Source organism: Photorhabdus temperata (assembly GCF_025384845.1).
Lineage (GTDB): Bacteria > Pseudomonadota > Gammaproteobacteria > Enterobacterales > Enterobacteriaceae > Photorhabdus > Photorhabdus temperata.
Window position 1 is genome coordinate 51,787 of record NZ_JAJAFX010000016.1, and the last position, 20,678, is coordinate 72,464.

A 20,678-nucleotide genomic window follows, 5' to 3' on the forward strand; every position below is an offset into this window, starting at 1 on the left:
TTCTCTTCGTTTTTCTACAGAAGTTAAATTTTCGGATTGTAATAAGTGAATTCGACAAAACTCTCGATTCCATTAAAGGCGGGGACATCCTCCAAAGTGGTAATGACAGCAGAGTAACGTCCGGGGGATAATGAAAATGTTTTAATTTCTCGCACCGCCGTGGTTATACTCCTTTCTTCATAATCGAAGGTACGTCCCCAGCCATATCCCCCAGCGTTTATTTTCTCATCAAAAAAGACCTTGCCATCTTTAACTATCTGAAGTGAAACAGGGGTTATTATCCCGTCCTTATCAATATCCCCGAACAACTCAAGCCGCTTTTTCATTTCTTCATAGTCATCCCCTTTATCAAACAGCAGGGCAAACTGATAATTCCCTTTCTTACTGATTTCAAAATCAATCTTGACGGATTGACCAGAATGCGACACGTCAATCGGTTTGTATATATCAATGGGCTTAGAGCAAGCCATTAATAAGGTGCAACTCATGAAAATAATCATGTTTCGCCAGTTTTTAAACCTTTCTTGTACCCGTAATATTTTCATCACGTCACTCCAAACTTTGATATTTTCTTTGTTTATACTGATACCATTTTAAATCTTCGGATTAAAATACGTGAGTTCTACAAAACTCTGAATGCCATTAAAAGCAGGTACATCCTCTAGAGTGGTAATTACCGCAGAGTAACGTCCGGGGGGTAACGAAAGTGTTTTAATATCGCGCACCGCCGTAGTTACCGTTCTTTCTTCGTAATCAAAGGAGTGCCCCCCATCGTATCCCCCTGCCTTTATTTTTTCGTCAAAAAAAACCTGGCCGTTTCTAACCAGATGAAGAGAAACGGGAGTTGTCACCCCGTCATCATGAATACTCCCAAATAACTCATCTCGCCTGTTCATTTCATCATGACCATGCCCTCTAGCAAACAGCAGGGCAAACTGATAATCTCCCTTCTTACTGATTTCAAAATCAATTTTGACTGACTGGTCAGAATGCGACACATCAATCGGTCTGTATATATTAATGGGCTCAGAACATGCCATTAATAAAATGCAACTCATAAAAACAATAATATTTCGCCAATTTTTAAACCTTTCGTGTACCTGTAATATTTTCATCACGTCACTCCAAATTTTTATATTTCCTTTGTTTATACTGATATCATTTTAAATCTTATTAAATTTTCGGATTGTAATAGGCGAATTCGACAAAACTCTCGATGTCATCAAAAGCAGGGACATCCTCCAGTGTGGTAATTACCGCAGAGTAACGCCCAGGGGGTAACTCAAGTATTTTAATGTTTCGCACAGCCATATTTATTCTTCTTCCTTCATAATCGAGAGACTGTCCCCAACCACGTCCTCCTGCATTTATTTTCTTGTCAAAAAAAATCTTGCTATCTTTAACCAGATGAAGCGAAACAGGGGTTATTACCCCGTCCTTATCAACATTCCCGAACAAATCAAGCCGCCTTTTCATTTCTTCATAGTCATCCCCTTTATCAAACAGCAGGGCAAACTGATAATTCCCTTTCTTGCTAATTTCAAAATCAATCCTGACTGATTGACCAAACTGTGACACGTCAATCGGTTTGTATATATCAATTGGCTCAGAGCAAGCCACCAACCAGACACAACTCAAAAAAATAATAATTATGCGCCAGTTCTTGAACCTTTCATGTATACGTAATACCTTCATCTCGTCACTCCAAATAAAGTAATTCGCGTTAAATTTTCGGATTGTAATAAGTGAACTCGACAAAACTCTCAATTCCATTAAAAGCAGGGACATCTTCTAAGGTGGTAATTACCGCAGAGTAGCGTCCGGGAGGTAATGAAAACGTTCTAATTTCTCGCACAGTCGTATTTACTAATCTCATTTCGTAATAGAAAGATTCCCACCCATAGAGCCTCACCGCATTTATTTTCTCGTCAAAAAAAAACCCGGCCGTCTTTAACCAAACGAAACAAAACGGGGATGGCAACCCCATCAACATGAGCATTGAACAACTTAAATCGCCTTTCTCTTTCCTCCTGACTATCCCCAGTCGCAAATAGCAAGGAAACCTGATATTCTCCAACCTTGCTAATTTCAAAATCAATCTTGACGGACTGACCCGCATGCGACACATCAATCGGTTTGCAGATATCAATGCGCTCAGAGCATGCCGTCAGGCAGACACAACTCAAAATAATAATCATTTTGTGCCAGCTTTTAACTATTTTATGTACCTGTAATTTCTTCATCATGTCACTCCAAACAAAGTAAGACTGCGAAAAACATTAACGGCAACTTATCTCAAACCCGGAAAACGGTGAATATGACAAACCGGGTCCACAGAAAAGCCCTCACGAGCATTCGTTCTTTTACCGCTCTCTCAAACTTTCATCCATATGCTGCCGCAGCGGGCTCAAGAAGTAATCGATTACCTGACGCTGATCGGTTTTTATTTCTGCCGTGATCGACATTCCCGGAGACAGCGCGACTTGCTGACCATTGACCAACAAGTGATCAGACTTCAGACGAATACGGGTGCTATAGACGAGTCCATGCTTTTCGTCTTCGATAGCGTCGTTCGACACACTGAGCACTTCACCGTCAACGGTGCCGTACTTGGTGAAATTGAAGGTTTCCACCTTGACGGTGACCGGTTGACCAATGTGTACGAACCCCACATCCTTGTTTTCCAGCATGGCTTCCACTTCTATCGGTTGGTTTGCGGGAACGATGACCATCAGCGACTGAGCCGGTGTAACCACTCCACCGACGGTATGCACAGCGAGTTGTTGAACTGTGCCAGCCACCGGTGCTTTGAGGCTGGTCAGGTTTTCCTGGTGACGGGCTTTCGCCAGTTCCTGCCCCAGGATCGTCGCTTTCTGGTTGGCTTCCTGTTGCAGGTCGAGCATGGCGCGGCGATTTTGCGCAACAACAGCTTCACGCCGACGCCGTGCCTCGTCCTGGGCGGCGGTGTGCTGCAAGACACTGGCCTGCTGTACGCTTAACTGACGTTGCAGATCCAGCCGGCTCTGCTCTTTTTCCAGATACTCATGCCGCGACACATACTGTTTCGTCAATAACCGTTGGTAGTCCTCGGCCAATCGCGTGGCAATCGGCACCGTTTGTCTCAGGTTAGCCACCTGGGCCTGAGCAGACTGGATTTCGGCGCTGCGTTGGAGGATTTCTGCGTCCACCAACTCCAGGTTGCTACGGTATTCCAGGTATTGCCCTTGAAGCCAGCTCTGGGCACTGAGCACCTGCTCCGGGTCGGCGTTGATAATCGCCCCTACCAACGACGCCGGCGGCTGTTGCTGATTGATCGCATCGAGCATAGCTGCGCCCCGCGCACTGTCGATACGAGCAGCCAGCAGCTCGCTCTGGATCCGGCTGACATCGGCGTTCGCCGCCGTCGGGTCGAGTTCGATCAACAACTCACCGGCTTTCACCGCCTGACCGTCATTGACGTGAATCGCTCTGACCACCGCCGTTTCACTGGATTGAATCAGCTTGGTTTTGCCATTGGGAACAACCTTTCCCGGGGCGACCGCCACGACCTCGATTTTGCCGATGCAGGCCCAGAGCAACGCCAATAAGGCAAAGCCCATGATGCTCCAGATGAAAATTCTCGGCGCGGGGTGAACCGGCGTTTCCTGCAACTCCAAAGCCGTCGGTAAAAAATGCAGTTCATGGGGGAGCCGCGGCGACACATCCATGCTTTTACGTTGGCGCCAAGACTGACGCCACGCGTGGCGATAGCGCTGTAATAAGGAAAGGGTGGCGCTCATACGAAGTTATTTTCCTTAAGTCCGAGTATGTTTGTCTTGATCACTTCTGCCTCTGGTTACGTTATTAGCCGGTGTCATCGTACGTTCTGGGAAATGGAAGCCTCTCAGCTCTGCTGCATTCGATACAGTCGTGAATAGTGGCCGTCCTGACGCGCCAATAACTCAGCGTGGGCTCCCTGTTCAACGATCTGCCCGCGATCCATCACGAGGATACGATGAGCGTCGCGTACAGCTGACAACCGATGAGCGATAATGATGACCGTGCGTCCCTTGCAAATGCTTTGCATGTTCTGCTGAACCACCCGTTCAGACTCGTAGTCCAGCGCACTGGTCGCCTCGTCGAAAATCAAAATGCGAGGATTGCCGATCAAGGCCCGGGCAATAGCCACCCGTTGCCGCTGACCGCCCGAAAGTGACGTGCCGTGCTCACCCACCATAGTGTCGTAACCTTCAGGCAGTTCAAGGATGAATTCATGGGCTCCAGCCATACGGGCGGCGTGCATGACCACTTCGAGCGGCGCACCCGGGTCGCTCAAGGCGATGTTTTCACGAATGCTGCGGTTGAATAGCATATTGTCCTGCAACACCACGCCAATCTGCCGGCGCAGCGAGGACACATCAGCCAATGCCAGATCCATGCCATCGACCATAACCCGCCCGCGCTCCGGAACATAGAGCCGCTGCAACAAGCGGGTCAGAGTGCTCTTACCGGAACCAGAGCGGCCAACCACACCAATGATTTCTCCCGCGCCAACGACCAGGTTGATGCCACGCAGCACCTCAGAACCATCGGGCAGATAACGAAAATGCACCTGATCGAACTCTACCCGCCCCTTGAGCGGCGGTACTGTGCTACGTGTAGCCTGAGACAATTCAGTACGGGAATTAAGGATGTCTCCCAGACGCTGCACCGAGACACCGGTTTGCTGGAAGCTGGTCCACAGTTGCGCCAGGCGCATAATAGGGCCGCTGACACGGCCAGCCAGCATATTGAATGCGATCAGTTCCCCCACCGACAGCTGCCCCTCTATCACAAGGCGAGCACCGAGCCAAAGTGTGGCGACCGTCACGAGCTTGCCGATAAGTGAGACGCTTTCATTAGCGAGAGTGGACAAAGTCTGTGTTTTGAAACCAGCGGCCACATAAGACGCCATCTGGTTGTCCCATTTGCGGATGGCCTGCGGTTCAACCGCCATTGACTTTAGGGTATCGATGCCATTTACCGTTTCGACAAGGAATGCCTGGTTCTCGGCGTTGCGTGTGAAGCTATCCTGTAATCGCTTACGCAAGAGAGGTGTCACCAACGCCGAGACTAGTGCATAGAGCGGCAATGATAACACCACAACGAGGGTCAACCAGCCACTGTAATAGAGCATCACAAGGATGAACACCAGAGAAAAAAGCACGTCGAGCATCAGGGTAATGGCGTTGCCGGTGAGGAAGCTTCGGATGTTTTCCAGTTCGCGTACACGAGCCACAGAATCACCGACCCGTCTGGCCTGGAAGTAAGCCAGCGGCAAATTAATCAAGTGCCGAAACAGACCCGATCCCAACTCCACATCAATACGACTGGTCGTATGGGCAAACACGTAGCTACGCAGACCGCTCAGGGCCGACTCGAACAGCATGATGGCTAGCAGTCCCGTCGCGACAACATCCAGTGTGGTTAGACCGTGGTGCACCAGTACTTTGTCCATGACCACCTGAAAGAACAACGGAGTCACTAGGGCAAACAGCTGCAAGGCAAAAGACACCAGCAAAACTTCACCCAACAACTTGCGGTATTTGACGATAGCTGGGATAAACCAAGTGAAGTCAAAACGCGAGGATTCGCCGGACACACCGTTACTGGAACGCACCAGCACCAGTTGCCCAGTCCAACGCTGTTCAAGCCCCTCGAAGCTGATAACTTCGGGACGCGCCGAACGTGGATCCTGAATCAAAGCTTGTTCCTGATCCAGCTTGGCTAAAATAAAAAATTTCCCATCTCGGTCAATGGCAATAGCAGGCAATGGCGTGTGCTCAAGCCTGGTAAGTGTGGTGCGCACAGCCTTGGCTTTCAACCCCGACTTCCGGGCAGCCAGCAGCAGCTCCGGCAGAGTAACACCTTGATTGGTGGTAGAGAACTCGTGTGAAAGTTGTTCGGTCGATATGGCTATGTTGTGAAACCTAGCCAACATGGTCAGGCAAATCAGGCCGGTATCCAGTTCCGGGGAAAAATGGGACGACTCAGTACTCATTTGTTCTTTTTTCCATATTGTGTACGTGCCTACCTTTGCAAACTGAAAACATTAGGCAATGTAGGGAATGACTGTTGCAGCTTGTTGTTAATTAATATTTATTCGCTAACAACAAGATAGTTGCACTATCAAACTTCTTCAGCAGCCGAGATAAAATGGCCGAGCGTAGCTGGTGATAAGACTCAATATGGTTCTGCGAGCGATGCACGTTCCGTTCAAACTGTGGGTCGCGCAGATAGCGCAAGATATAGATGCGGTGCACCAGTTGGTAAGATAAGAAAGCAGAATTGTAACCATCGACAAAAAGCGTTGTGCGCACGAAATTTATTCCCGTATACATACGAAGAAACCGGCCTATCGCCAGTTTTTTCACCCCAACGGCCATTGAATCCAACCGATGCGTAAGTTATTGAATTATCTACATATAATACTAAACTTAGCAAGGCCGTCAATTTAAAAAACTATATATACGAAAAATAGTTTAAGGTAATTTAAGTAACAATTGAAGCTAATTCGCCTGTAGGGGGCGGAAGAATGTTCCAGGGAACGCGAGAAATTGATACGCCCCGAAACGGAGTATTACCTATCCTTCGTTAAGATAAGGGTAATTAATGTGACTGAGAGCAAAACAGAGAGCATCAATACTAACACGCATTGGTTAACTTTGCGGACATGACACATTTTTTAAGTTTATTTGCGCCTCAGGGGAACACAGTTAGCCGACAGAATAGCGTAGCTATGATGGCAAATGTGCGAGGCTGGGGTGTAATTTGAAATCTATTTTTCTTGTCAAAACATAGAGTTATTTTCTTAGTGTAGTTTTTCGTTCCATTGGACGTCGAACCTCATAACTTATAGGAGTCAATTTTTTCATGATCCTTGATTCTATTCCTGTCATCATTGATTCTACTTTGCTCAGGAAATGGATTGGATTTAATAGATAATTCTTATTGAAAAAAATGCCTGCGGATAGCAATACAGGTATTTAGAAATACTCGTTTGACGCTGGCTATAAAAGCAGAGATTGCCAATATGAAAATTTGAAGAAATAGTTAACTCTTTAAATTGATGAAAATATATATATTTGTTTTTATTACAAAAAAACCATATCGGTAAAAACAATATCAACAATTATCAAAAATGAGGTTTTTATGTCAAATAACATCTTACAAGCACTCACTTTACTGAAATCGAAAAAATGGGTCGATTTGACCCATAGCTTTGATAAAGATTCCCCCCATTTTTTTATGTTTGATCCAGCCGAGTTTAAGACACTGTTTGATTATAAGGATGGCTTTTTTGCTCAACAATTCTCTTTTCCCGGCCAATATGGGACTCACATTGATGCTCCCTGCCATTTTGTTCCTAATGCCCGTTATCTTGATGAGCTGGAATTAAAAGAATTAGTTTTACCTTTAATCGTACTTAATCAGTCAGAAAGGGCAAAACAGGATCCTAATTTTTCACTGTCTAAAAAAGATATTCTTAAATTTGAAGAAGAATATGGAATTATTGAGGCAGGTACTTTCGTTGCACTCAGAACTGACTGGAGTAAACGCTGGTCATCTCAGGAAGCCATGGATAATAAAGATGATCGTGGCAATAACCAAATACCCGGATGGGGAATGGATGCCCTAAAATTTTTATTTGAGGAGCGTCATGTTAAAGCCATTGGACATGAAACATTTGATACCGACGCCGCTAAAGATTTCAGAAAGAATAATGCGTTGTTGGGCGAAGATTATGTATTAAAGCAAGATACTTATCAGATAGAACTTTTGGCTAATTTGGACCAGGTCCCTGTACGTGGTGCGATCATTTTCAACATTGTGGCCAAACCTAAAAAAGCATCTGGTTTTCCCGTTCGTTCGTTTGCCATACTTCCGTAACTGCTCCCCGGTGCCGTATCTCCTGAAAAAGGGAAATACGGCGGTATAACTAACTTCAGCTCTACTGTAAGAACAGAAATTTCAGAAGCACGTAAATTCAGACTCGGTCTTATCACTTGGAATGTAAATGTGCCGCTTCTATGCGTTTCGTGCATTAACTCAAGCATTTTTATGCCGATAACGTTGATCGTATCTCAGATACTTTCATTTCCTCTTAAGCGAAGTTCAGATTAACTATATGTCCTTTTCTATTCCCTGTCAGTTGATACAAAAAATGGCCCACCTGTTCTGTGAGCCACTTCTATTCTTATTACAACCTTCTTATTTTTTCTTTTTATTATAAAGCGTTAATCAAGCAAACTTCCCCTTGCCGATGGTGGTATCTGTCCACGCCATTGCAATAGCGACTTTCGCCTTACTATCCAGATTCTCAATGAAACCATTATCCCCCGCTGTCGGGGCAAAACTGCTCATGGCCTGAATCAAAGAATCAACCGCATTATCTGACAATGCAGTAAATTCACGCTCTCCTGATGTATCTTTATTACCCATTTGAGTCACTAATTTGGCACGATGACCATTAAAGTAATCATGAAAGGTCACTGACCCCACCGATTCAAATATACCTTGAGCGGTTTTATCTTGAGCAGGACGATTCACCGACAGCACCAAATCGTATCCGCTGCGCTGGAACCACAGGTTTTGCCAGTCAACGCCGTTGAACAAGATCATATCTTCTGCGCTAATATCGCTAACCCGGTTATCAATCACCTCTGCGCTGACCACAAAGCTGTCTGCACCCGCGCGCCCCTGGAAGTTGTTCTGATAACCGCCCAGTACCAACAGATCCTGACCCTCTCCGCCGTCAAACTGACTGAACTTCGAAATAGCCGCCGCTATCAGGTGATCATCACCTTCTCCACCGTTAATCACCGCATGGTAGCCCATCAGTTTAACCGTATCATTGCCGGAATAACCGTCGATCCGGTTGTCATTACCAAATACTCTGGCAAAGTCATGGCCTTCACCTAAATCAACCCGGTTGTTATTGCCGATGGTCACAGCATAGTCCTGACCTGCTCCGGTATCCACCCGGTTGTAGTTGCCGGAGGTGACAACATAATCCTGCCCGTTACCCGCATCAATAAAGCCACCTTCACCAAAGACAAACGCCTGATCATTACCTTCACCCATAAAAACCTGGTTAATGCGTCCGGCCACCACTGCGGTATCATCACCATTGCCACCAAACATCCAGTTTTCACGTCCCATCAGAACGCCCATGTCATTCCCTTCACCACCAGCAAAGATGTTGGATGTTCCTAATGAGTAATAAACATCATCACCACGACCACCCCAGAAGTTGTTGTTATCGCCCAGATAGGCACCGAGATCTTTACCGTCACCACCCCAGTTGAAGTTATAATTACCCAACGACACATGAATATCACCATCTCCTTGCAGATGACGACTGTTACGCAGGAAATCAAAGGTTTTTTGCCTCATATTGAGCAGATCTGCTGTTAGATTCTCTTTCAAATTGGTCACTAATGATTTCATTTCTGCTTGTTTATCTTTGCTAAACATCGTTGCAAACAGGTTAGGTAAATTCAGCGAATTAAAGCCAAATGCACGTTCTGCTTTGCTATTAGCTTGAGCGCTATCACCGTTGATGCTAACCACAGATCCTTGTCCCTGACCTTCATCAGGCGCTTTCTCTTTCAAACCATGACTTTCCACAAATGTCCTGACGCCATTTTCTCCCATATTGATGCCAGCCTCCAAACTATCCAGCAATTTCTCTGGATCGGTGAAGGCTTTCAGTTGATCACCGCTAAATTCCCTTATCACTGCCAGCATTTCTTTCAGAATAGCCTTGCCATCAACAGGCTTGCCTGTGCGAGAAACAATATGTCCATCTGCGGTGTAGTCCACACCAAAGATATCCGCTAAGGTGGTATCCGCATTTACACCAGCTAATCGGCCAAGCAGCTTATTCTGAAGCTGACGCGGTAAGTCCCCCGGATTATAAGTAAAGGTTGTTTTCGCCATACCCGTTGTCGAGTATTGCTGAGTCATCAAACCAAACAGGGAACCCAGGTTGGTATCCAAAATTGACTGGATGTTGTCACCAAACATAAAGTTCCAGTTACCGGTCGTAACCTGAATATCAGCACCACGCCCCCCAACGGCAAAGTTGAAAGCCAGCTGCTGATTGGCCTGACGGAATTTGTCTGCACGGCTTATTTTGCCCATCTCAATACTATTGCCATTTTCACCCAGCCACTGATTGAACTTTTTGTTCAGTGCTGATTCGGCGTCATACTGCAAGCCACGGCTGCTACGTTCATGTTGTGAGTCCAAATTAAGCAGTGTTTTGTAATCCACGTTACTGGTTTGGTCTAAACCAGACATATCACGCACAAACTTCTTCGCACCGGCGATTGTCCATTGCTGATCTTGTACCGCTAACCAATCCTGCTTTTCACCGGAACGGGCAATACCTTTCAATACGTCAGCAATACGGGTAGCACCATCAAATGGATTGACCAACGGTGGCGTTGGGATGGACTTATCCATCATCACAATCAAGTCATTACTACGACCTTGGTTGAAGCTGATATTACGGTTACCAATAAACATCTGCGCCCCTTCAAGCGCCTGATAGCCGCCAATATCAAAGCTATGTTGGCTATCACCATGACCAATGTGAACCATCACATTGTTGTCACCGAAAGCCAGTGATTTAAAACCACCGGTCCCCACTTTAATACCGACGTTCGATGTACCCCAATTAAGTGCAGTAAACTCTCCGTCACCGACATTCACCTGGATATTACCGGAGTAACTGAGCTGACGATGCGAGTTATCGCTGATGTTAACCTTTTTACGCTTCTGTGGCTCAATGAAAACTTCAGTGTTATCCGCAATCGCCCCTTTGGTAACCGAATCAGTCTCTGTGTAGCCTACTTTAGCGAAGTTGATATCGCTTTCAGCAATACCACGACGAACCTGTTCTGTATGAGTTATCAGTTTATTCTCTGCATTCCAGCTCAAGACGATTTTGTTATCAGGCACGTTGTTAACCCATTGGTTATTTTCGTCACGGGTAAATTTACGGCCTGTTGCGTCAACCGCCACTTCGCTACTACGGGCTGAAACATCACTGCGGATACCCTGTTTATCCAACTCAGTAATAAAGTGACGAGCAAAGCCATTCCGCTTATCATCACTAATCAGTGAACAACCCACCAGGCTGATGTGATCGGGTTTGCTGATGGCCTTTTCGCCCAGCTTGGCGTTCTGATAAAACTGCGTTAATTTCGTCGCCAATTTATCGGCACTGTAACCACTCAGACGGATGTTATTCTGCTCTGACGTATCACGGCCATGACCAACAACCTGCCAGCGTAATTTGTTTGATAATTTAGACAGATCGCCATAAGCAACCCGATATTTACCGTTGGAGTCAAGTTGAATAATCACGCTGGAATCCGGGTGTTTACCCGCCAGATTAGCTGCTGCTCTGGCGACTATCGGGTCATCTTCCATCTGAAGAATGATCTGACCATCAAAGCGAGTTTCACGGCTATCAGTCTGTGGAGTCACTTCCACCGTTTGCCAGGCATCAAGTGGTTTGTTCAGATGACTATCGTCGATAATAACAGGCTCTGTCCCTTTATTTTTGCCAGATAACCCATCTAAATCTTCCAGCGCAGGGCGGTTTTGCGGTTTTACCGCAGCATACTTCTGATAAAACCCCTGAGTTTCTTTAAAAGCGTTATCCAGCGCCTGATTTACCCACGCCTTATCCGATCCCCCAGCAATATCTGCCAGATCCTTATAATTGACGGTGTAGCTGTTCAGTACCTGCTTACGTTCATCACCGGTTGCCTGTAACGCTTTGTAAACCACCAGACTTTCGTTGACGGAATGACCACCATCAAATACCAGAAATGCCAGGGTATTGAGATAGCTCTGACCCTTCGGGAAGTCAGGCTGCTTACTGGCGATATAGTTATTGAGATGAACCATGATATTGGTCGAGCCAGACGCTCCTGTCACCACAGAATGGCCTTGCGCTAACGCATTACCCTCAAATACAGTTTCCCGTCCGGGGATCAGGATCCGCCCGGCAGCGACTTTCCTGCCATACAAGAAGTCATCGTGCTTACCATTCGCAGGCTGGTAAGGCAGCGCCGTACCATAATCGTTAGTCTGCTTTCCTGTTATTTCGACTTTGTACGTAACATCATTTCCGGCAGTGAGTTCAGTACTGGTTGAACGGGCTTTAGTGATCACATCCTGGTAGAAAATATCACCTTCTCTCTTCCAGGCAGCGCTATCCATCCCCATCCCCCGAGTGGTCGCCATTTTTACCGCCAGAAACGGCACCTTAATCACAGAAAAACCATCATCGACTTTAGTCATCATGATCTTGAAATTGGCAAAAGTTGGTTCGTCCAGAAACGCGGTTAACTCAGGCACCCGGCTGAACCAAGGGCGAAAATCCTTATCAATATCCTTGGCAAAAGATTGCATCTTTTCGGCAATTTTTTGGTCACGTTCAGCCCCCTCAGGATAAAAACCACTTATCCACTGTTCAAATTCCTGTACCAAGAAGTTACCTGTTCGTTCAGCGCTATCTTTCGCCTCCGGTGATGCTGTTTTCACCAGTTCATAAGCCAGTTCAGAATCAAAATGGCGGCCGAACAGGTTATCAATATATTGTCCGGTGGCCTTCTCTTTGTTGGCATCAGCCAATAGTTGCTGAGCCAGCGTGTGCAGTTCAGGATGTGCTTGCAACTGGGTGGCAGCATCCTTAAATAATTTGATGGTTTCCTGTTGGGTCACTTGTCCGGTAAGCCAAAGTTCTCTGGCTCGTTCAATCAGAGAGTGACCTTCCGAGATAGCCGCCTGCTGCAACCGGCTGACGAAAACAATAAGGCTCTCACTTTCGGTCTTAGGTGCATCCCGCTCTGCTACAGAGTTAATCTGGGTTAATGGCTTAATTTGTAAATCAGTGAGACGATTAATTTCGCTTTGCGCGATATCGCCTTTCAGGCCCACCACACGCCCGAACCCATCAAAAGATACCTGCTGACCAAACTGTGACACCTGCTCAGGCGCCACAGTGATCCCCAAAATCCCAGCTGATTCAGCTCTCTGAGCCTGAAGATGAGCAACCAGCACCCCCATCTCAAAACGCAAGCTTTTCACCAGCTTACTACGCTGAGTGAATTCCTCGCGATCATGCTGTTGCCAATGAGCCAGCGCGTTCTCAAGCTGCAATACATGCTGTTCATCGGGCCGTTCGACAGTGCTGTTAAAAGCCTCACGTACAGCCACCAGCGCCTTACTAGGCAGATCGGTATTTATCGAACCAAGACGTCTTTTGGTAGAATCAATAAACCGTTTGTCTCCCTTATCCAGTAAGACAAGTTCCAATTCTTTAAGTACAGAAGAACGAGATTTAAGGTTATTTCCTAATCCTTGCAGATCAATACCTGAAATCGTCGGCGTTTTTCTGGTTAACTCTCTGGGTTTATTTAAGGTTGACTCCACAGTGCCATCGGATGATGCTTCGGTAAACATTGACATGATCGAAGCACCGGTATTTTCTGAACGAATACCCTTGTTGAGCTGTAGCCGATTGACTGCCTGTTGCGCATTATTCAAAGCAGCCAAATCTTCTTCTGTTAGTGCCAGATCTTCACTACTCCAACCGTCAGTTTCAGCTTTTGATACAGGATCGATATGACTCTTCGGTGCCTCTATCTCAATTGGTGTATACGCTTTTCCAGACAAGCCGCTGCCAGTCGCCCCGGTACGATCCGGTTTAGCATCATCAGCCTGTTTTGCGCCTTTTGCATTATCCTGCGCCTGAGCCGCTTTATTTGTCGCTGTTGTACTATCACTTTCACCACGCTGTTTCGCTTTTTCATACGCGGTATTGGCGTCACTCGCCGCTTTCTCGGCCCGTTGTTTCTGTAATAATGCCTCTTCTTTTTTCAGCTCTGCTTTTTGCTGAGCGTCTGCAATATCTTCGTCTGCACTATCTACATTCTCAAAGCTTTTGTTTAAACCCGCTTCTGATTTTTCAATGGCTGTTTTTACTGCCTCTCGTTTATTAATAAAGTGCTGCTGTGCATCAACTAATTTTTTCTGTGCGGTAAGCTTGGCATCATTTAATTTATTCTGGGTACTATCTAAATACCCAATAGCAAACCGATTACGCCACTCATCACCTGATTTGCCATCATAATTCCCATAGTTATTAAGCGTATCCATGCCTTGAATCATGGAAAATAGTTCTTTTGTGACTATCCTGGACTCTTCATTTATTGCATCACGCTGTACTTGCCCATTGTTATTCAGCGCATTTTGATTGGTTGATTCTAGTTGGAATTGTGATTTTGAAATTGCTTTAAGCTGTTTATCTTTCTCTTGTTCCAGGAGCTGACGATTTATCTCAGCTTTTTCTTTATCGCTTAACGCATTTTGCGCGGCTTTATCCTGCTTCGCATGTCTGATAACCGCATCAGCTTGTGGTGATGCCTTATCCTGAGCTGAATTAACATTATCTCCAATCTGCAAGGTATTCTGGATAACCCCGGTATCAGGCGTCTCCATCGGGGTTATTGTGCCACTCAAGTTATTAGCCAGATCTGAACTAACTTCATCAATTTTATCCATCTGGAAACCATCAATGGCAGAAACTTCGGTTAAATTAATCGCGCCTCTACCTTTATTGGTTCCAGAAGTACTCGCCTCATCACCATGGATCAGATAATTAATCGCGTGGCTACCTTCCACATTTAACACAGTTTGTTTAATATTCTTAAACAGAGAAGAGAGATTATTACTTTGTGTGTTGCTCTCCGCAATAGAAAGACTGTAGAAATCACCATTACCAACCTTAATCGCCACATTATTGCGTGCGTAGGAGGCATTGATCCCCATACCATCACCAATATGAATATTGGCATTACCTTTGCCTTTCATGATCGCAACATTAAGACCATTCCCGACTTTGGTATTAATGTTATATTCACCCCACGCCGCGTTGACTGAAACTCCATCACCCACTTTGGTATTCACATTCAGCTCGCCATGCGTTGCAGTCACGCTTAAACCATTCCCCACAGTGGTAGTGATATTAGCTTTACCCTTTGCCGCAGTAACCTGTATACCGTCACCGACTTTAGTGACGATATTGCCTTTACTCCACAAAGCATTAAAACTGTCGCCGTTACCTACTTGAATCACAATATTGGCATCAGCTTTGGCAAGCACCACATTATTCCCGTCGCCTACCTTAGTAATGATATTCGCTTTGCCCCAGGCTCCCGTGTAATCATTACCGTCACCAACATGGGTGACAATATTGGCATCGCCCTGAACGACGGTGACTTCTTGCATACCGCCTACTTTGGTAATGATGTTCGCTTTACCTTTAGCGAAATTATAACGTTCGCCATTCCCGACCTGAGTCAGAACGTTGGCCTCACCCCAGACAGCGTTAATACCGGTGCCATTCCCCACTTTGGTAATAATATTGGCTTTACCTGTAGCGAAACCAACGGTTGTACCATCACCAACGTGTGTCATGACGTTACCCACATCGGAAATAAGCAGGCCGACCGTAGTACCATCACCTATTTTCGTCAGAATATTACCTTTACCCAATAGCACGGCAGCAGTCGTTGATGCTCCCATATGAGTGACTACATTAGCCTCAGCCGCAGCCACAACGCCCATAAAACCCTTACCCACTTTGGTGACAATATTGGCTTTACCCAGTGCCAGCACCCCGGTTAAACCGTCGCCAGCATGGGTCATGATATTAGCTTGACCAAACATTGCCGCCAGCGTTGTACCATCACCGCTCCTGGTCATCACGTTCAACTCACCGGCAAACAAACCAATACTTGTTCCACCTCCATCATGGGTGTAGATATTGGCATTACCCACCATTAAGCCGACAGTCAAATCATTACCCACTTTCGTCAAGATATTGGCTTGCCCGATCATAGCGGCAAATGTTTGACCATTACCGACATGGGTCATCACATTGGCCTCGCCTATCATGGCTGCCAACGTCATGCCATTACCCACTTTGGTGGCGACATTGCCTTTGGCCAGCATCAGGGCAACACTCATCCCATTTCCAACATGAGTAAACACATTGCCGGCGGCTACCATCAGTGCCAGCGCATTGCCATCCCCCACTTTGGTAAAGACATTACCCATCCCTCCCATCAGCGCCCAGTCATCACCTTTGCCAACATGGGTAAAGATGTTGCCTGCACCAATCATGGCCGCAATCGCGGTTCCGTCCCCAACTTTAGTGAAGATATTGCCTGCGGCCCCCATCACACCCAGTGTCTGATGGTGACCAACATGGGTAAACACATTACCAATACCGAACATAATGCCGGTAGTATCACCGTTGCCTACTTTGGTCAGGATATTGACACCCCCCAACATCACACCCTTCGTACTACCGTTACCAATGTGAGTAAGAACATTCGCACCACCGCCCATCACCGCAACAGCATCACCTCTCCCTTTTTTGGTCAGGATATTGGCACCGCCCAGCGCAATCGCTGTGGTATCTGACATTTCATTATCACCCGTAATATGCGTGATAATGTTGGCTCCACCGAGCATACCGGAAACCAGATGACCTGCTGCAAGCTTGGTCAGTACATTGGCCCCTCCCACTAATACCGCAGAGACTTTCCCTTTACCTTTCTGGGTCATGACGTTAAAACCGCCCGCCCCTAACCAATTCGCGCTGCCATCACCTATTTGGGTGTGGGTGTTGTACCCCCCCAACATGATAACCCGACTGTCACCATGACCTTGATGGATCGAGATATTACCAACCGCCAGAAGATGAGCCAGATACTGCCCGTCACCGATTCGAACCAGCACATTTGCCGCACCGCCGGCGTTAACATCCATTTCTCCACGCTGGTTTTGATGAACGAGAACATTCGCCAGACCGATACCCCGGAACCACAGGTTGCCCTCTTTACCACTTTTCACGATGACGTTGGCAGCACCTGCGCCTTCAAAATGCGTATTACCGAATCTCGAACTATGAAGAATGACGTTAGCAATCCCATCACCTTCAAAATTAACATTGCCACGTATCACACTGGATTTAATAACATTTCCACCACCCATACCGCTAAAATTAACATCACCGATGCTATCACCGATATTTGAAGATGATTTCACCAATTCCCGATGACTATCCTCTTCAATATGTTCTAAATGCTCAGAGACACGGCGTACAGTATCGACTTGATATTTAAGGTTAGTTAGTGAATATCCCTTCGCCTCCATCGAACTATAACCATTTGCAGGTGAAAAATCTTCATTGGCCAAATTACTGGTATGGTCGCCTGCTTTGTACCACGCACCGGCATAATATTTCAGCTCTCCGGTTTTAGGATCATTTTTCAACTCCACCATGATCACTTTGGTATATGACTCGACATATTTGGCATAGACATAAGCATTTGATCGACAATTCGATTTCACCGCTGAAACATCCAATACCAAACCATCAGAATGGATTGCACGCCCATGCATTTTTGCATCAATCAGCGTGATATCTTCTGCTTTAGCGGTGGTTCCGCTGGCATAAGTCACCCATTGATTTTCCTGCAAATCTTCTTCAACAGTATGCTGAATAGTAATGGGTTGATAATGTTCAAAGATTAAATTGAAAAGACGGTAATCATTATCATTGTTTATATAAGCAAATCCATTCTCTAAAGAGATATCTTCCGTAGCAAGATTGTTGAGTTGATTACCATTTTTACGCCATGAAGTGGCGTAATAACTCAGTTTACCGGTTTCAAGATCATTTCTCAGCTGAACTTTACTGATCTTAGTATACATTTCATCAGCAAACGCAAAGAGACAAGTATTAGGCTCAGTAGTTGATTTAATTCCTGTCACTTGCTGGGGTTTCTGGACTCCCATCTTCGCCGTTGTTAATACAATTTCTTTAGCTTTGGTGTATTCCAACGCTTTATCATATGAATCGCTATCTTCACCTATTCTTGATATTTCATTATAACCACCGGCACCGGAGAAACTGATATTACCATGAGCTATATTAGAATAAATTTTGTTATAACCACCTGCGCCTTCAAATTCGATATTACCGCGAGTCTGTTCATATTTATCTTTACTTTCTCGCAAGCGTTCAATGCGGTTTGATACTCCTGCACCATGCAAGATAATATTGCCTTCTCTCCCTTTACGAATAATGTGGTTATCAATCCCTGCACCTGTGAAATCAATATTACCGCTTTCAACCCGTGAGCTGATGCTATTTGCCGCCCCCCCGCCAGCGAATTTCACATCACCGTAGCTTTCCTCATAGTAGTCATACCAGGTACGGTCAATTTTGTTGCCAGCACCGGCTCCGGTAAAGTTTAAATTACCCTGATTAGTTTCATGCCATAACTCGTTATAACCGCCGACACCTTTAAACGTCACATCACCGGATTGTCCTTTACGACTCAGGTTGTTATAAGCAGCGGCCCCGGAGAAATTTAGATTACCGTTGCTTCCTCGATGATCCATAGAAACACCACCCGCCGCGCCAGCAAATGAAATATTGCCATTACCGTTTTTATCAATACTTGCGTAACCTGCGGCGCCATGTACATTCAGATCACCGTCAATACTCACTATTTTTAAATATCCTGCACCACCATCTACAGCCTTATCGCCAGAACTGGCATAGATTGTTGCCCCTAGCGAACCAACAGTAATATGATCATCTCCTCCTTCAGCATGAATCACTCCCCCTACCCCAATAGCGACAATATTATTACCATCATCATCATCTTGATATTTCCCGGTAAAGAAATATTCTGTACTGCGGTTTGATGATTTCCCCATAAACAATCCCTTAATTTAGTTGAGGTTAAATAGAAAAACACTGCATTTGGTGGATACAGCCGTTGTTTTGAGAATCTAATGTCCCGTGAACGATACAAATCCTCTGACCTTTCCACGGAAAAAAACAATGACAGCAATCAATCAGATATTCTTTTATATAATCTGTTTTAATTCAGGCTGATTGCTGTTTTCAGTCATTTTTTGGGCTATTATTTTTCTAAATAATGAAATAAAGAGAAAAACCGCCTCGTTATAACTGATATCAGAGATGATTTATTCAAATTTTTTAAACATATTCCGTCCCCAAAAAGAAATTTATTCACAAAGATAACAAAAATATTAAGCTCAGAGACATAATGAGCTTATATATCTATAAATACGGTTAAATGAATAAGTGGAATAAAATAATATAGGGCAAAAACTCAAAATCAATATTTATACACAAGAAAGTCTGTTTACCCCCCATATATTGCCCCATATCCCCACATTGATGTTCAAAATGCAATAAGACAATAAAAATAAACCACAACAAGAACCAAACGTAACTAACTGCTTTAATTTAAATTATTAAATGATTTTTTCATAAATCAAATAAATAAAGCCAAATTATTAACATTTTTACATCAAGAATACAGGGAAATTTAACTTACTTATTTGGAATAAAACATCTATCGCAAGAAAATAACAGAACACATCCAGCAGTCTTATCTAAATAAATACGACCAATAAATACAAAACAACTAACCAAAATAGGTTATGCTGATAACGGTATTGGATTAACTGGTTTACACTATAGCCTCCATCTGGGTATGGCGGTCAGACGCTATATGCTGGTCCGGACAAAAAAGAGCATCGTAGATAAAACAAGATCAAAAATTGATGCACAGGTCACATTTCCACACTTCATGAAACCGATTACATGAAACAAATAACACATCTCACATTCCATTCGAAACAAATTCATTATCTTAATGTAATAACCTATACAAAACTGGAGTTTAAATAAAATGGTATATCTAATCTGGCACTAAAATAGTGTAACAATCGTAGCAATACGATTACTTCTGATTATTGGGTAGCTCACCATAGAACGAATCACTGTCTTTGTTCATTACTGAAATATTTTTTTATTTATATTTTTTAAGGTCACATATGAGTCAAATTACCCCTCAGTTAACAAATATGTGGGATAAAAGTCATGAATCATGGTTTGTAAAAGATAAAGAATTCCGTTTTATGTATGCAAATCCAGTGTTTATTAAAGTAAACAAATTACCTGAAAATTTTAATGTTATAGGATATACTGATAAAGAATTACCTACACTGTTTAATAATTTTGCTCACCTTTTTGAAGAACATGACCGTAAGGTTTTACAGTCTATGCAGAAAGTATCATCTATTGGGGCTTATCTGCCGGACAATGGTCAAAAACTTAAATCCTATTCTTGTGACAAATACCCGTTAATGGATGAAAATAATCAATGCATGGGGATAATTGGTCATGCTAAAGCCATAAACCATTTTTCGCTATACGATTACATTAAAAATGACTCATCTACCTCTGTTAGACTCAGCCCCCCTAATAATATATTGACAGCGAAAGAGTGGATAATAATTTTTTTATTCTGTCGTGGTGTCAGCAATAAGTTTATCGCCAATGAAATGAAGATTTCATGCCGTAGCTTAGAAAAATATTTTAAAATCATCTATGATAAATTATCAATTGGATCAATGACTGAATTGAGGTTATTGTGCAAAGAGAATAATTATGATCTCTATATTCCGCCCAAATACTCTCAAGCTACAGGCCATTTTTTGCTATAAAAGATGATGCCTGC

The 20,678-nt window shown here is 44.6% G+C and carries 11 protein-coding genes; 2 read left to right on the forward strand and 9 right to left on the reverse strand.

The features are described 5' to 3' along the window. Window positions 1-23: 23 nt before the first annotated feature. The 8 genes from LGZ99_RS08335 to LGZ99_RS24795 all read right to left on the reverse strand — a co-directional run bounded on the left by LGZ99_RS08335 (window position 24) and on the right by LGZ99_RS24795 (window position 6,404). The gene (locus LGZ99_RS08335) at window positions 24-545 is read right to left on the reverse strand and encodes a DUF5625 family protein (RefSeq protein WP_023045838.1); all 522 of its coding nucleotides are present in this window, start codon (window positions 543-545) and stop codon (window positions 24-26) included. 48 nt (window positions 546-593) lie between these two features. Beyond that, the gene (locus LGZ99_RS08340; RefSeq protein ID WP_023045837.1) at window positions 594-1,115 is read right to left on the reverse strand and encodes a DUF5625 family protein; all 522 of its coding nucleotides are present in this window, start codon (window positions 1,113-1,115) and stop codon (window positions 594-596) included. A gap of 58 nt (window positions 1,116-1,173) precedes the next feature. Then, window positions 1,174-1,695: a DUF5625 family protein gene (locus LGZ99_RS08345; RefSeq protein ID WP_023045836.1), complete on the reverse strand. Its 522-nt coding sequence runs from the start codon at window positions 1,693-1,695 to the stop codon at window positions 1,174-1,176. A gap of 28 nt (window positions 1,696-1,723) precedes the next feature. Beyond that, on the reverse strand, window positions 1,724-1,999 hold the full coding sequence (locus LGZ99_RS24665; protein WP_315903478.1) for a DUF5625 family protein: 276 nt from the start codon (window positions 1,997-1,999) through the stop codon (window positions 1,724-1,726). Beyond that, window positions 1,929-2,243 (reverse strand): DUF5625 family protein, encoded by a 315-nt coding sequence (locus tag LGZ99_RS24670; RefSeq protein ID WP_023045835.1) that lies wholly within the window; start codon window positions 2,241-2,243, stop codon window positions 1,929-1,931. The genes LGZ99_RS24665 and LGZ99_RS24670 overlap by 71 nt, the downstream gene beginning before the upstream one ends. Before the next feature lie 120 nt (window positions 2,244-2,363). Further along, complete coding sequence (locus LGZ99_RS08355; protein WP_036838566.1) at window positions 2,364-3,779, reverse strand: HlyD family type I secretion periplasmic adaptor subunit; 1,416 nt, start codon at window positions 3,777-3,779, stop codon at window positions 2,364-2,366. Window positions 3,780-3,883: 104 nt separating this feature from the next. Further along, on the reverse strand, window positions 3,884-6,019 hold the full coding sequence (locus tag LGZ99_RS08360; protein ID WP_036838564.1) for a type I secretion system permease/ATPase: 2,136 nt from the start codon (window positions 6,017-6,019) through the stop codon (window positions 3,884-3,886). A gap of 91 nt (window positions 6,020-6,110) precedes the next feature. Beyond that, window positions 6,111-6,404 (reverse strand): Tn3 family transposase, encoded by a 294-nt coding sequence (locus LGZ99_RS24795; protein WP_023045833.1) that lies wholly within the window; start codon window positions 6,402-6,404, stop codon window positions 6,111-6,113. Window positions 6,405-7,170: 766 nt separating this feature from the next. Here LGZ99_RS24795 and LGZ99_RS08370 point away from each other — a divergent pair. Beyond that, a complete protein-coding gene (locus LGZ99_RS08370) occupies window positions 7,171-7,908 on the forward strand; it encodes a cyclase family protein (RefSeq protein WP_036838563.1) in 738 nt (245 codons plus the stop codon). Window positions 7,909-8,259: 351 nt separating this feature from the next. Here LGZ99_RS08370 and rtxA read toward each other — a convergent pair whose 3' ends face one another. Continuing rightward, window positions 8,260-18,840, reverse strand: coding sequence for an MARTX multifunctional-autoprocessing repeats-in-toxin holotoxin RtxA (gene rtxA, locus LGZ99_RS08375; RefSeq protein WP_262979019.1), 10,581 nt, complete (start codon window positions 18,838-18,840; stop codon window positions 8,260-8,262). Window positions 18,841-19,992: 1,152 nt separating this feature from the next. Between rtxA and LGZ99_RS08380 the strand changes: the two genes are divergently transcribed. After that, entirely contained in the window at window positions 19,993-20,664 is a 672-nt protein-coding gene (locus LGZ99_RS08380) for a helix-turn-helix transcriptional regulator (protein ID WP_021326646.1), read from the forward strand. Window positions 20,665-20,678: the final 14 nt, after the last annotated feature.

What these genes read in the sequence shown, in the direction of transcription:
- LGZ99_RS08335 (WP_023045838.1), bottom strand. Translation starts at nt 545, where the DNA reads ATGAAAATATTACGGGTACAAGAAAGGTTTAAAAACTGGCGAAACATG.
- LGZ99_RS08340 (WP_023045837.1), bottom strand. Translation starts at nt 1,115, where the DNA reads ATGAAAATATTACAGGTACACGAAAGGTTTAAAAATTGGCGAAATATT.
- LGZ99_RS08345 (WP_023045836.1), bottom strand. Translation starts at nt 1,695, where the DNA reads ATGAAGGTATTACGTATACATGAAAGGTTCAAGAACTGGCGCATAATT.
- LGZ99_RS24665 (WP_315903478.1), bottom strand. Translation starts at nt 1,999, where the DNA reads ATGCTCATGTTGATGGGGTTGCCATCCCCGTTTTGTTTCGTTTGGTTA.
- LGZ99_RS24670 (WP_023045835.1), bottom strand. Translation starts at nt 2,243, where the DNA reads ATGAAGAAATTACAGGTACATAAAATAGTTAAAAGCTGGCACAAAATG.
- LGZ99_RS08355 (WP_036838566.1), bottom strand. Translation starts at nt 3,779, where the DNA reads ATGAGCGCCACCCTTTCCTTATTACAGCGCTATCGCCACGCGTGGCGT.
- LGZ99_RS08360 (WP_036838564.1), bottom strand. Translation starts at nt 6,019, where the DNA reads ATGAGTACTGAGTCGTCCCATTTTTCCCCGGAACTGGATACCGGCCTG.
- LGZ99_RS24795 (WP_023045833.1), bottom strand. Translation starts at nt 6,404, where the DNA reads ATGGCCGTTGGGGTGAAAAAACTGGCGATAGGCCGGTTTCTTCGTATG.
- LGZ99_RS08370 (WP_036838563.1), top strand. Translation starts at nt 7,171, where the DNA reads ATGTCAAATAACATCTTACAAGCACTCACTTTACTGAAATCGAAAAAA.
- rtxA (WP_262979019.1), bottom strand. Translation starts at nt 18,840, where the DNA reads ATGGGGAAATCATCAAACCGCAGTACAGAATATTTCTTTACCGGGAAA.
- LGZ99_RS08380 (WP_021326646.1), top strand. Translation starts at nt 19,993, where the DNA reads ATGAGTCAAATTACCCCTCAGTTAACAAATATGTGGGATAAAAGTCAT.